Origin of the sequence: Streptomyces regalis, from assembly GCF_001509475.1 — a bacterium.
Lineage (GTDB): Bacteria > Actinomycetota > Actinomycetes > Streptomycetales > Streptomycetaceae > Streptomyces > Streptomyces regalis.
Window position 1 is genome coordinate 25,645 of sequence record NZ_LLZG01000220.1, and the last position, 13,317, is coordinate 38,961.

Sequence of the window (13,317 nt, forward strand, 5' to 3'; positions counted from 1 at the left end):
TGTTCGAAATTGATCGCCGGATGACCGGCTCAGGGCATTAAATTCGCGCCCTCGGTGGGCTGCTGATCGCATCGGTCACAAAAAAAGTTCGAAATATCAGCCAGATCGTGCGACACACCGGCTCAATTGGCAGATGGCCTCACGCAAACCCCTCTACCGTGTGAGGCGTGAGCAGCAGCGGCCTCATCTACGCAGTCATTGTCGGGGCCTGGGCCGCCTACTTGGTGCCGATGTGGCTCCGTAGGCAGGACGAGCTGAACGAGGCCCGTCCGACGGAACGCTTCAGCACAGCCATCCGGTTGCTGTCCGGACGGGCGGGGATGGAGCGCCGGTACGCCAAGGACCTGCGCGCGCGCTCCACCGACGAGGGGGAGCCCAGCGCCGATGTTCCGGGCGACGTCACCGAATCGGTGGACGTCCGGGCCTTCGCCATGCCTCCGACCCGTCCGCAGGCCCAGGCGGCGGTTCCGGCCCAGGCACCGGAGCGCCCGGAGCCGGCGCGTGAATCCCCCCGCGAAGCGGCGGCCAAGTCGGCACCGGAACGCGCGGGCGCACCCGTGCCCGAACCGGGTTCCGGTCCGGCGGACAAGGCACGCAAACGCGTGCCCGCGGCCCGGCGTCCCCCTTCGGACGAGGCGGCCGCGGCACGGGCGCGGCGCTTGAAGGCGCTGGCGCGCCGCAGGCGCACCACCGTCGTCCTCTTCCTCGCGTTCACGCTCGGTGCGATCGTCGCCGCGGTCGGCGGGCTCGCCTTCCTGTGGGCGCCGGGCGTTCCCGCCGTGATGCTCAGCGGGTACATCGCGTATCTGCGCTCCCAGGAGCGCCGTCGCTTCGCCTACCAGATGGACCGGCGCCGCGCGGAGGTCGCCGCGCAGCGGCTGCGCGAGCATGCTCGCCAGTCCCGCCGGCGCGGCACCGCCGACACCGGTGCCGGGATCGACGAGCCCGACGAGGGGGCCGAACCAGGTACGGACACCGGGATGTCCGCGCTCGCCGCGGACCGGCGTGCCCTCGTCGAGCAGACCGATCACGCCGAGTGGGTCGACCAGCAGCGCGAGCGGCAGCGGCGGCCGGGGCACGGGGACAGTTGGGAGCCGGTTCCGGTGCCGTTGCCGACGTATGTGACCGCGCCGGTCGCTCCGCGGGCCACCACCGATGTGGATCTCGGCGCGCCGGACGCGTGGAGCTCGGCACGGTCGAGTTCCGTCGGCCGGGACCGGGACGCGGGGGGCGAGGCAGGCTCCGCCGGCGCGAGGCGGGACGGCGCGGGTCGCGAGGGTGCGGGCCGCGAGGGCGCGCCTCGGGACGGTTCCGCGCGCGGCGCGGAGTCGGACGAGGCGGCTCACGGCGAGGAGAAGGCCGAGGGGGGCGGTCGTAGCGACGCCCGCCGCGCCGCTTCCGCCCGCCGGGCGCGCGAGCGGGGCCGCACGCCGCTGTTCGACCAGTACGAGGACGGCGACCGCCCGCGCGCGGCGAACGAGTAGCCACCGGCCGGGGCAGGGAACGGATTTCCAAGCAGGCCGATCGGGGTGCTAAAGTTTCACTCGTTGCAAGGGCCTGTGGCGCAGTCCGGTAGCGCACCTCGTTCGCATCGAGGGGGCCAGGGGTTCAAATCCCCTCAGGTCCACCGCAACAACTTTCCAAGGGAACTTGGGAGTTGGAAGATCCCGTCCGATCGGTTGATCGGGCGGGATCTTTGTTGTTCCCACGGTTCCCACGGTTGTCGCCAAGAGCGGCGTCTTGAGGGGGAACGTGGAGAAGGTCGACGCAGCGTTACCGGCGGGGCGTACGGCGCCGTTGCGGAGTGGGGCCTTCCGGCGGTTCCTGCTGGCCAATCTCGTCTCCGCCACCGGGTCCGCCATGGCGCCCCTCGCGCTCGCCTACTCCGTGATCGGGGAGGGCGGCGGAGCCGGGGACCTCGGACTGGTGCTGGCCACCAACACTGTGCCGACGGTCGTGTTCCTTGTCGTGGGCGGAGTGCTCGCCGACCGGCTGTCCCGGAGCCGGATGCTCTTCCTCGGCAATCTGCTGGCGGCCGCCGCCCAGGGGGCGCTCGCTGTGATCGTCGCCACGGGGCACGCGTCGACGGGCTCCATCGCGGTCTGCGGGTTCGTCTCCGGCACGGCGATGGCCTTCACCGTGCCCGCCGCTCAGGGCGCCGTGAGCCAGATCGTCCCCGTGGAGCAGTTGCAGCAGGCCAACGCCCTGCTCAGGCTGCCGGGCAACGCGGTCAAGGTGCTCGGACCGGCCGTCGGCGGAGTCGTCGTCGCGGTCAGCGGCCCGGCCTGGGCGCTGGCCTGGGACGCGCTCACCTTCGCCGTCGCCGCCGTACTGCTGCTCGGGCTGCGCCTGGACGCGCCTGTCACCGTCACCAGCGCGCTCGGCGATCTGCGGGAGGGCTGGGCCGGCTTCTGGTCGCGGACCTGGCTGTGGACGTACACGGCGTGCGGGACCGTCCTCGTCGGCGCGTGGCTGGCGGGATTCCAGCTGCTCGGGCCCGTCGTCGCGGCACAGCAGTACGCGGGGGCGCGTGACTGGGGTCTGGTGCAGGGCGCGTTCGCGGCGGGGCTGTTGGCCGGGACGGTGGTGTGTCTGCGCTGGCGGCCGTACCGGTTGCTCACGGTGGCCGTGGTGGGCGGTGTGCCGCTCGCCGCGCCTCTGCTCGTCATGGGCTGGGGACTGCCGTTGCCCTGGGTGCTGTTGGCCGCGTTGCTTGCGGGCGTCGGGCTGGACGTGGCGATCGTCGCGTGGGCGACCGCCTTCCAACAGCACGTGCCGCAGGGAGAGTTGGGGCGCCTGAGCGCGTTCAACAGTGTCGGTGAGCGGCTGGCGATTCCCCTCGGCTACCTTCTGACCGCCCTCGCGGTCGGTACCTGGGACAACCGGACGGTGCTGGTGGCGTGCGCCGCTCTGGTCGTCGCCGCGGCCGTCCTCAACCTCTGTGTGCGGGACGTGTACCGCATCAACCGGCGTGCGGGGGAGGGGGACGGCTGACGCCGGCCGTCCGCGTCACAGCGCCTTGGCGTAACAGAGACTCAGCTCGTGGAAGCGGTAGTAGCCGAACTTCTCGCACGGCTCGTACCCGCTGGAGATGTACAGCGCCACTGCCTCCGGCTGCTTGGCGCCGGTCTCCAGCACCATGCGGGTGCGGCCCGCCGCCCGCGCGTCCTCCTCCAGTGCGGCCAGGATGCGTCTCGCCAGGCCCCGCCCGCGCATCTGCTCGACGACGTACATCCGCTTGAGCTCGGCGTCCCCGTCTTGGTTGCCCTCGCCGTTCTCGTCCTGGGCGCGCCAGCCGCCGGAGGCGACGGGGGTGCCGAGCTCGTCGTAGGCGATCAGGTAGAGGCCGTTCGGCGGCTCGAAGTCCGTCGGGGCGAGGGGGGTGGCGTCGCCGTCGTCGCCGTAGCGGACGCCGTACTCGGCCTGCACCTGGTCGTTGAGCTTGACGGCGTCAGGGTGGTCGAAGGAGACGGGGCGTATATGCATGCTAGATACCGTATATCAATTCAAGATCAAGAGGTTCCAGAATCGGACAACGTCCAGTGTGCCGGTAAGGTGCCGGGGTGCTCACTGTGACCTCTGTGAATGTGAACGGGCTGCGGGCCGCCGCGAAGAAGGGCTTCGTGGAGTGGCTCGCCGGCACCGAAGCCGATGTGCTGTGCCTGCAGGAGGTGCGCGCGGAGCCGCAGCAGCTGCCCGAGCACGTCCGCACGCCCGACGGCTGGCACGTCGTGCACGCGCCCGCCGCCGCCAAGGGCCGCGCCGGTGTCTCCCTCTACACCCGCCGTGAGCCCGACCGCATCCAGGTCGGCTTCGGGTCGAGTGAGTTCGACGGCAGCGGGCGTTACGTCGAGGCCGACCTGCCCGGTGTGACGGTCGCCTCCCTCTACCTCCCCTCCGGCGAGGTCGGCACCGAGCGGCAGGACGAGAAGGTCCGCTTCATGGGCGAGTTCCTCGCCTACCTGAAGGACCTGCGCGAGCGCGCCGCCGCCGACGGCCGCGAGGTCCTCGTCTGCGGTGACTGGAACATCGCCCACCAGCAGGCCGACCTGAAAAACTGGCGCGGCAACACCAAGAACTCCGGCTTCCTGCCGGAGGAGCGGGAGTGGCTCGGCCGGGTGTTCGACCTCACCGCCGGCGGCTACGTCGACGTCGTACGGTCGCTGCATCCGGACACCGAGGGGCCGTACTCGTGGTGGTCGTACCGCGGGCGGGCCTTCGACAACGACACGGGGTGGCGCATCGACTACCACGTGGCGACGCCGGGTCTCGCCGCCAAGGCGCTCAAGGGGTACGTCGAGCGGGCGGCGACGCATGCCGAGCGGTGGTCGGACCACGCGCCGGTGACGGTCGTCTACGGGTGATGGTGACGGTCGTCCACGGGTGATTTCGCGCCTGATTTCTCGCCGTTGACCCTCGAGCGCGTACGGCCCCGGTTGTCGAACGTGTGCGCGCGGAAATGCTCACTCCCAAAGGACGGTGCTTACCGGTCGGAGGGACGACGCATGCGGGGGCAGGAGCGGGGCGGCCACAACGAGATGAGCGGTGTCGTGCACGGCCCCGGCGTGCAGGCGTCGGTGGTGCACGGAGGTGTGCACATCCGGACCGGCGACCCGTCGGCCGCGCCGCGGACTCAGCGGCCGTGGCAACTTCCACGCGCGGTCCCGCTCACCGACCGCACCCAAGAGGTGGAGCGCCTGGAAGAGCTGCGCGCCCGCGCCACGCACCGCGGGCAGCCCGCGCTGGCCACGGTGAGCGGCCTGGGCGGGGTGGGCAAGACCGCGCTGGCCCTGGCCTGGCTGCACCGGCTGCGCCCGGACTTCCCGGGCGGTCAGTTGTACGCCGACCTGGGCGCCCAGTCGCCGACCGGCCCCGCCGACCCGGCCGAGGTCCTCAGCGGCTTCCTGCGCGGGTTCGGCGTGCCGCCGCAGCAGGTGCCGTACGGCATCGCGGAACGGGCCGCGCTGTACCGCTCGCTGACCGCGGAGCGCCCGGTCGTGGTGCTGCTCGACGACGCGGTGACGGCGGCCCAGGTGCGGCCGCTGCTGCCGGGCGGGGCGAACGTCACCCTCGTCACCAGTCGTCGGCGGATGTCGGGACTGGCCCTCGAAGGCGGCCACCAGATGCATCTGGAACCGCTGGCGCCGGAGGCGGCCGTCGAACTGCTGGCGGTCACCCTCGCCGACGACCGGGTGGCCACCGAGCCGGACGACGCCCGCGCTCTCGTCGGGCTGTGCGCGGGGCTGCCGCTGGCGGTGCGGGTGGCCGGGGCCCGGCTCGCGGCCCGGCCGCAGCGGCGGATCACCACCATGGTCCGCGCGCTGGCCGCGGAGCGGGGGAGGCTGGACGCGCTGGCCATCGACGGCGACCACGGGGTGCGCGCGGCACTGGACCTGTCGTACCGGGGGCTGCCCCCGGCCGCGGCCCGGCTCTACCGGCTGCTCGGGGTGCACCCGGCGACAGAGTTCGGGACCACGGCGGCTCGGGCGCTGCTCGCCGGGACGGGGACGGGGCAGCGGCAGGGGGCGGCGGGCGAGCAGCGGGAGCCGTGGGAGGACGCGGCCGTCGACGAACTGCTGGACGTCCTTCACGACGCCAATCTGCTGATCGAGGTCGGCGAGGACCGCTACCGCTTCCACGATCTCGTACGGCTGCACGCCGCGGCCATGGCGGAGGAGGGCGAGCCCCCCGAGCAGCGCGCGGCGGCGTTCCGGCGCCTCGCCGACCACTGTCTGGCGACCGCCACCCGGGCCGAGACGGCCATCGATCCCCAACACCCGTTACGGGAGCGCTCGTTCGGGCCCGGACCGGTGGTCATCGAGGACTTCGGCGAGGGCGTGCAGGCGGCGTTGGACTGGCTGGACCGGGAGCTGCCGACGCTGCTGGCGGTGATACGCCGGGCGAGCGCGGCGGGCGCGCCCGAGGCCGGCTGGCAACTCGCCGACGCGCTGGGGCCGTTCTTCATCCGGCGCAAGCACTACGACCAATGGTGCGCCGCCCATGCCGAGGGGCTCGCCGCCGCGCGGGAGCTGTCGGACACGGCGGCCCAGTGCCGGATGCTCACCTCCGGTGGCCTGGGCGAGCTGGGGCGCGGTGACCATACGCGTGCCCTGGAGATGTTCGAGGAGGCGGCGCGGCTGTTCGCGGCCGACGGGGACGGGCTGGGCCGGGCCCGCACGCTGAACTACCGCGGGCTCGCACAGCAGCGCCTGGGCCGACTGGACGCGGCGGCCGAGCTGTTCGCCCGTGCCGCCGCGGAGCTGCCCGGCTGCGGCGATCACCGGGCCGGTGCGCTCGCCCGGCTCAACGCGGCCGACGTCGAGCTGGCCCGGGGCCGGCTGGAGCAGACGGCGGCGGGCGCCGCCGAGGCCCGCACGACGCTGCTGGCCGTGAACGACACGTACAACGCCGCACGGGCCGCGATCCTGCTCGGCCGGGTCGGCCTGCGCCGGGGACGGCCCGACGAGGCCGAGGCCTGGCTCACCGGCGCGCTGACCTCGCTGCGCGATGTCGCCGCCCACTACGAAGTGGCCCGCGCCCTGGAGTCCCTGGGCGAGGCCGCCGAGCAGCGCGGCCAACGGACACTCGCCCGGGACCGCTACCGGGAGGCGCTGGACCTCTACGTCGCGGTGAACCGCCCGGCCGCCGCGGACGAGCTGCGCGAACGGTTGCGGGGCGCGGGGCGGGACGCCGCCGCCGACTGAGCCGGACGCCTTGGGCCGTGGTGGCGGTGCCCGGCGCGGGGCGCCGTCGTTGAGTGAGTCGGGCGATTTGGGGCGTAGTGGTGGTGCCTGCCTGTGGCGGCGTCGCGCGCTTAGGCGGGCCGGGAGGTTGCTGCCTTTGCCGTGGTGGCGGAGGCGCTGCAGTTCGGTTGGCGTCCGTGGGTACCGAACGGTTGCGGCGCCCGGCGCGGGGCGCCGTCGTTGAGTGAGTCGGGCGCTTTGGGTTGTAGTGGTGGTGCTCGCTCGTGGCGGTGTCGCGCGTGCTCAGGCGGGCCGGGAGGCCGTCGCCTTCGCTGTCGTGGCGGAGGGGCTGCAGTTCGGTCGGTGTTTGTGGTGGTGCGCAAGGTCAGGGGTCCGGCAGGGCGGGGAGATGCACCCGGACCGCCGTGTTCAGGCTGTTGCTCACCACTTGGTGTCATCGCATGCCCGTCGCCGTCTCCAGCATGCGCACCGTCATGTCCTCCCACTCCGCCGGAGCCAGGCTCGCTGACAGCCACGCGTGGGCCAGTGAGGCCCAGGTGGGCCAGGGGCACAGGGACATGTGCCGGGAGTTCAGGATCAGGCGGGCCGGGGCGTGGCCGTACGGGCCGAGGCGTAGCCAGCAGCTCTCGGTCTCCTGATGTACCGCCACCACCGCCGCGCCCGGGTGGGCGGCGGCCAGGTCGTCGGCCGCGGAGGCGCCCGGGCCCGGCGCTACCAGGACGTCGGCGAGCAGCGGCCAGGGGGGTGGGGCGGGGAGTGTGACCCGCAGGTGCCGGTCCACGACCGGGGGACGGCGGCCCGGTCGCGTCGGGGTCAGGCGGACCGTGACGCGGTGCGCGGCGACGGCCGACGGCGGTGGGAAACCGTGCACCGACACGGCTGTCCTCCCCTCGGCGCCGCTGCTCATGAGCCGTCGTACCGGACCGTCACCGGCGGCACCGCCGGTTGCGGTGCGGTACGGGTCGCCGGGGGGCGGAGGTGGAGTTTGCGGTAGAGCAGGGTGCGCATGCGGCGGGCGAAGCGGCCCGGTTCCGAGCTGAGGCGGGACGAGATACGGGCGTACTGACCCGCGCGGTACGTGGCCGAGCTGCGCCGGAGCTGCCTGCGCAGGGGGGTCTTGCGGCGGATGCGGGGGGCCAGGGAGCGCAGCTCGGCCATGGGGGAGCCGGGATCCAGATCGGTGTCCGGGGAGCCGGCGGTCAGGATGCGGGCGCCGGTCATGGTCCCGTACAGCGCCACCGAACCGTGGTCGCCCACGATGTAGTCCGCGGCGACCACCGCGCCGGACCACTCCGCGTGCTGGCTGATCAGGGCGACGCCGGCGCGGCCGAGCCCGGCGAAGGCGCTGCGGATGTGCCACTCGCTGTGAGCGTTCCAGACGTGTGAGTGCAGCATCACCGCGATGCGGAATTCCTCGCGGGGCAGCTCGGCCGCCAGCCGTTCCAGCAGGTCCCACCGCCGGCCCAGGAGGGAGTCGGGGCCCCAGGTGGAGCAGACCAGCACCAGTTCCTGCCCGGAACCCGTGCCCAGCGCCTCCCGGTACAGGGCCCTGGACGGCAGGCTCGCGGCCACGCGGTCGTAGCAGGGGTCCCCGACCACCTCGGCGACGGGCAACGCCTCGGGGCACTCCCGGCCGAGACGGCCGCGGTCCTCCTCGTGCGCCAGCGCGATCGCCGCGGGGACGACCTCCCCGTCCCGGACCAGCCACTGCCGGCCCAGCCCGTACACCTCGCGCGCGGCCGCGTGCCGTCCGCGGGGGCCGTCGGAGGCGGTGGCGCGCTTGGAGACACGCTTGTTGAAAGAGGCGCCGTGCGGGAGCACGATCACCGGGACGTTCAGCTCGTGCAGTCCGCCGTAGCTCGCGGCCAGCGCGAGGTCGAACCGGGTGTGCACGGCCTGGCTCCAGGGCACCACCAGCGCCCGGATGGATTCCAGGAACGCCTCCACACCGTCGTTGAAGACGTCGCCGGCCATCGTGAAGACGGTCTGGATCCTGGGATCGCCCTCCAGTAGCCGGACGGCTTCCAGCAGCCGCTGCGCGGAGGTCACCGTGTGCACCACCGCGAGCACCCGTTTGCGGATCCGGAAGGTGGCCCAGCGCTCGACGTCCAGGCGCAGGGGCACGGCGGGACGCCGGTCGGCGTCCGGGATCAACAGGCTCATTCGAACTCCCCCGTGGAATCCATGAGGTGACGGCTTGTCGGATGCGGCCGTGAGGGGCCGCTGAGCAGGACTTGCCCGCCGAGGTGGACGGTGGCCTTGCAGAAACCTTGCAACGCGGTGCTGAGGGGGCCGCAGGGCCGCGTGTGCGCCCCTTGCGCGTCTGTGCGCCCTGCTTCGCCCCCTCCGGCCTTTCCCGCCCTGCGGCAAAAGTGAAAGTTGAACAGGTGTCCGCGCGTGTGAACCACGTGGGGGAAGTGGTGGACCTTCTTGCGCTGGGGCCCCTCGAACTGTGGCACCAGGGGCGCTCGTACCCGCTCGGATCGCTCAAAGAGCGCTGTGTGCTGGCCGTCCTGCTGTATGCCCGGGGAGAACCGGTCGCCGTGGACACGCTCGTCGAACGGGTCTGGGACGACGAGGATCCGCCGCCGACCGCCGTGGACACCCTGCGCACCTACGTCTCCCGATTACGCACCCGCCTCGACCGCGCGGCCGGCGACCTGGCCCGGATCGACCGCGTCTCGCCGCGCCGCTACCGACTGCGTCTCGAAGACCTGAACGACGTGGACTTCGTACGGTTCCAGCGGTTGCGCAGCGAGGCCCGGACGGCGGCCGCACGCGGGGAGCGGGAGTACGCGATCGGCCTGCTGCACACTGCGGAGTCGCTGTGGCGCGGGGAGCCGTTCGCGGAGTTCACCGGCGACTGGGCGGCCTCCGCGCGCGCCCGGCTGACCGAGGACCACCGTCGGGTGCAGGAAGAGCGCATCCGGCTGGAGCTGGAGCTCGGCCGGCACGCCGACCTCGTCGGCGAACTCCACGAGCTGGTGGCCCGCAACCCGCTCGCCCAGCAGGCCGTCGCCGCCCTGATGCTGGCCCTGCACCGCTGCGGCCGGGACGACGAGGCCCTCGCCCTGTACGGCAGCACCCGGCGCAGACTGAGCGACGCACTCGGCATCGACCCCGGCGTCGAGCTCCAGGACCTGCACGTCCGCATCCTCGGCCAGGACCCGGCGCTGCGGGACACGCCGGTGCAAGGGGCCGGACCCGCTGGAGCCGCCGCGGAGCCCGCCGCCGCGCCGACTTCCTTACGTCCGGCGGCACTTGACGGGGCGACCGGCAGCAGCCTGCCCCGGGACACGCGGGACTTCACCGGCCGTACGAGCGAGCTGAACGTCCTGCTCGCCGAACCCGCCCCCGACGACCGCGGTACGGCGCTGCCCCTCACCGTCGTGCACGGGATGCCCGGCGTCGGCAAATCGGCTCTGGTCGTCCATGCCGGGCACCGCCTGCGCCCGCGCTACCCGGACGGCCAGTTCTACGTCGACCTGCGGGCCTACAGCGACCAGCCGCCGTACGAACCCGTGGACGCCCTGGCGTTCCTGCTGCACACCGTCGGCGTGCCCGACCCGCTGCCCGCCACGCTGGACGAGCGGACGGCGCGCTGGCGGGAGTGGACCGCGAGCCGCCGGGTCCTTCTCGTGCTCGACAACGCGCGGGACGCCGAGCAGGTGCGGCCGCTGCTGCCCGGTTCGGGGCAGTGCCATGCGATCGTGGCCAGCCGCAACCTGCTGGCCGGACTCGACGGTGCTGCCTTCCTGCCCCTGGACGTGCTGTCGGTGTCCGAGGCGGCCTCGCTCTTCGCCCGGATCGCGGGCGCGGCCCGGGTCTCGGACACCGCCTCCCTGCGCCGCGTGGTGGAGATGTGCGGCTGCCACCCGTTGACCGTCCAGCTGCTGGCCGGCCGGTTCCGGCACCGGGACACATGGGATCTGGAGTACGTCGCCGACCGACTGACCCGGGCCGACGACCGGCTGGACGAGTTCGACGAGCGGGTCGCCGCCGCCCTGCACCTGTCCTACGCCGACCTCGATCCGATGGCCCGGCGGCTCTTCCGCCGCCTCGCCCTGCACCCCGGCCCCGACATCACGCTGGAGGCGGCGACCGCGCTGTCCGGCGACGGCGACCCGGGCGCGGTGCGCCGCGCGGCAGACGCGCTTCTGGACCGTCACCTGCTCGACGAGCCCGTCCGGGACCGCTACCGACTCCATGACCTGGCCCGCGCGTTCGCCGCCCGCCTGGGCCGCCGTGAGGATCCCGCGCCGACGCACGGTGCGGCCCTGGGGCGGCTGATGGCGTACTACCTCACGGCCGCCGACAGCGCGGACCGGCTGGCTCACCCGCGCCGGCGAAGACGGCATGCCCCGCCGCAGCCGCGCTCCGAGCACGCCCCCGACTTCACGGCCACGGGCGATGCCGCAGCGGCCGCCGACGCGGCGACGGTCTGGCTCACGGTGGAGCGCGCCAACCTGCTGGCCGTGGCCCGTACGGCGGCGGCCGAATTCCCGGACTTCGCCGCCCTGTTCCCGCATGTCCTCGCCGAGTCCCTGAAGCGCTGGGGCACCCACGACATCACCGCCGAGCTGCACGAAGCGGCGCTGACGGCACTGCGCTCGGGCACAGCCTCGGCGGGCGGCGACCGGCTCGCCCTCGCCCAGACCCTGGTGGAGCGGGCGGGCGTGCTGGCTCGGGAGAACCACACCGCGGCCCTGTCCGCCGCGACCGAGGCGCTGACCCTGTTCGAGTCGCTCGACGACGACCGGGGTCGCGCCGACGCCCTGCTCGAGATCGGCCGCGCCCACCTCGGCGCGGGGCGGGGCGAGGCGTGCCTGCGGGAACTGGAGCGGGCGCTGGATCTCTACCGCCGGGTCGACGACCGGCACGGTGTGGCGGCGACGCTGAACGTACAGGGGACGGCCCTGGTGCACCGGGCCGAATACGCGGAGGCGATGCGGAGGTTCGCGACCGCGCTCGACATCAACCGGGAACTCGGTGACGTGTCCGGGGAGGCGACCGCGTGGAACAACACGGGCGACATCCTCATGGCCACGAAGCGCTATGCGCAGGCCCGCCATCACTACGAGCAGGCGCTTGCCCTGATGCGTGACGTCGGCGGGCGCAAGGAACTCGCCATCATCCACATGAACCTGGGGGCCGTCCTGCACGCCACCGGCCAGGCGGCCCGGGCCCTCGCCTGTTTCCGCCGGGCTCTGGCCAGCCACCGGGCGAGCGGGGACGCCATCGGTGAGGTCAACACGCTCATCTGTCTGGGCGAGACGTGCGCGTCGGCGGGGCGGACGGAGGATGCCCTCGCGTATTTCGGCGGGGCGGAGAAAGTCTCCCGACGGATCGACAATTCGTACGAGAGGCAAAGGGCTCTGCTCGGAGTCGCGGACACGCAGTATCGGGTGGGGCGGTGGAACGACGCGTTGGAGACATATCGAAGCGCGCTGGAGATAGCGAGAAAATACAGCTATTCACTCTGCTCGGCACACGCTCTGGCCGGGATTTCCCGGACCTTTCTCGCGCTGCGGAACATTCCTTCCGCCCGCACCCATGCGGACCACGCGCTGGCGCTCTACCAGCGGTTAGGGGCGGTGGCCGAGGCAGCGGAACTGCATCGGCTCTTCGCCGGCGGTAGTGCCACGGGCACGTGAACCGATTCGGCTACCAAATGCACTCCGCGTGCGCTGCGGTCATGTTCATGACGAACAGGGCTGCGGTGCAGAGGAATACCGTCGACATGGAGCGGACGTTCACTTTACTCCTGGTGTGTACGTGCGTTTGCAGTAAATGCGTCAGTTCGAACCGGCGTGCGGCAATGCTAGCCCACACGAGCGAATCCTGTGGCGTCGAATCACTCGCGAGAGTGAATTTCTATGACTCGGATTTCCGCTTGGCCGTCAACTGTCCGAGTCGCCGGTCCAACGCCAGCGACAGCTCCGCCTCCACCACGCTCCGCGCCAGCGGGCGCAGCCGCTGGAGGTTCTCCTCGGGGCCGTGGCGCAGCACCAGCTCGGCGAACATCTCCGCCAGGTCGTCCACGTGTTCCCGGACCCGCTTGCCCGCCGCCAGCACCTCCGCGAGCGGGATGCCCTCGCGGACCAGGGCCGAGGAGACGTCCAGCAGGCTGCGGCTGATGTGGACGATCTCGTCGCCGTCGGTGCCGAGGTAGCCGAGGTCCAGTGCGGCGGCGAGGTTCTCCGTGGTGACCTGGCCCTCGAAGCGGGCGGCGAGTTCCTCGGGGGTGAGGCGGACCGGCTCCTCCTCGGTGGGGGCGGCGACGCCGAGGAGGTCGGCGACGTCGCGGCCGTGGTCGAGGGCCTCCGCGAGTTCCGCGATGCCGGTGAGGGTGTGGCCGCGCTCCAGGAGGGCGGCGATCGTGCGCAGACGGGCCAGGTGATGGTCGTCGTACCAGGCGATACGGCCCTCGCGGCGAGGTGGCGGTATCAGCTTGCGTTCGCGGTAGAAGCGCAGGGTGCGCACCGTGATCCCGGCCAGGCGGGCCAGCTCCTCCATGCGGTATTCACGCTTCTCGGTCACCTGGGAACCTTAAGTCGTACCGGCGGTAACTTTCGTCGATCGACCCCTACCGGTCGGTACGGACCTCCTCTAC

The 13,317-nt window shown here is 72.6% G+C and carries 9 protein-coding genes and 1 tRNA gene; 6 read left to right on the forward strand and 4 right to left on the reverse strand.

Going from position 1 to position 13,317, the window contains the following annotated elements:
* The first annotated feature begins 167 nt into the window (after positions 1-167).
* From sepX to ADL12_RS22780, 3 genes are all read left to right on the forward strand, one after another.
* Complete coding sequence (gene sepX, locus ADL12_RS22770) at positions 168-1,484, forward strand: divisome protein SepX/GlpR (RefSeq protein ID WP_062704568.1); 1,317 nt, start codon at positions 168-170, stop codon at positions 1,482-1,484.
* A gap of 69 nt (positions 1,485-1,553) precedes the next feature.
* Positions 1,554-1,627 (forward strand) — tRNA-Ala (locus ADL12_RS22775).
* A gap of 125 nt (positions 1,628-1,752) precedes the next feature.
* Positions 1,753-2,994, forward strand: a complete 1,242-nt coding sequence (locus tag ADL12_RS22780) for an MFS transporter (RefSeq protein WP_244188012.1) — start codon at positions 1,753-1,755, stop codon at positions 2,992-2,994.
* 15 nt (positions 2,995-3,009) lie between these two features.
* Here the strand turns inward: ADL12_RS22780 and ADL12_RS22785 are convergent, their stop codons facing one another.
* Positions 3,010-3,486: a GNAT family N-acetyltransferase gene (locus ADL12_RS22785; RefSeq protein WP_062704570.1), complete on the reverse strand. Its 477-nt coding sequence runs from the start codon at positions 3,484-3,486 to the stop codon at positions 3,010-3,012.
* A 77-nt stretch (positions 3,487-3,563) separates the two neighbouring features.
* Here ADL12_RS22785 and ADL12_RS22790 point away from each other — a divergent pair, with 77 nt between their 5' ends.
* Positions 3,564-4,364 (forward strand): exodeoxyribonuclease III, encoded by an 801-nt coding sequence (locus ADL12_RS22790; protein WP_062704571.1) that lies wholly within the window; start codon positions 3,564-3,566, stop codon positions 4,362-4,364.
* Positions 4,365-4,505: 141 nt separating this feature from the next.
* Positions 4,506-6,704, forward strand: a complete 2,199-nt coding sequence (locus ADL12_RS22795; protein WP_062704573.1) for an ATP-binding protein — start codon at positions 4,506-4,508, stop codon at positions 6,702-6,704.
* Between the two features lie 433 nt (positions 6,705-7,137).
* Here the strand turns inward: ADL12_RS22795 and ADL12_RS22800 are convergent, their stop codons facing one another.
* Both ADL12_RS22800 and ADL12_RS22805 read right to left on the reverse strand, forming a co-directional pair.
* The gene (locus tag ADL12_RS22800) at positions 7,138-7,581 is read right to left on the reverse strand and encodes a hypothetical protein (RefSeq protein ID WP_062704575.1); all 444 of its coding nucleotides are present in this window, start codon (positions 7,579-7,581) and stop codon (positions 7,138-7,140) included.
* 26 nt (positions 7,582-7,607) lie between these two features.
* A complete protein-coding gene (locus ADL12_RS22805) occupies positions 7,608-8,867 on the reverse strand; it encodes a hypothetical protein (protein WP_062704577.1) in 1,260 nt (419 codons plus the stop codon).
* A 224-nt stretch (positions 8,868-9,091) separates the two neighbouring features.
* Between ADL12_RS22805 and ADL12_RS22810 the strand changes: the two genes are divergently transcribed.
* Positions 9,092-12,358 (forward strand): AfsR/SARP family transcriptional regulator, encoded by a 3,267-nt coding sequence (locus ADL12_RS22810; protein ID WP_244188013.1) that lies wholly within the window; start codon positions 9,092-9,094, stop codon positions 12,356-12,358.
* Positions 12,359-12,578: 220 nt separating this feature from the next.
* On the opposite strand, the gene ADL12_RS22815 is transcribed toward ADL12_RS22810, so the two are convergent.
* A complete protein-coding gene (locus ADL12_RS22815) occupies positions 12,579-13,244 on the reverse strand; it encodes a MerR family transcriptional regulator (RefSeq protein WP_107119993.1) in 666 nt (221 codons plus the stop codon).
* Positions 13,245-13,317: the final 73 nt, after the last annotated feature.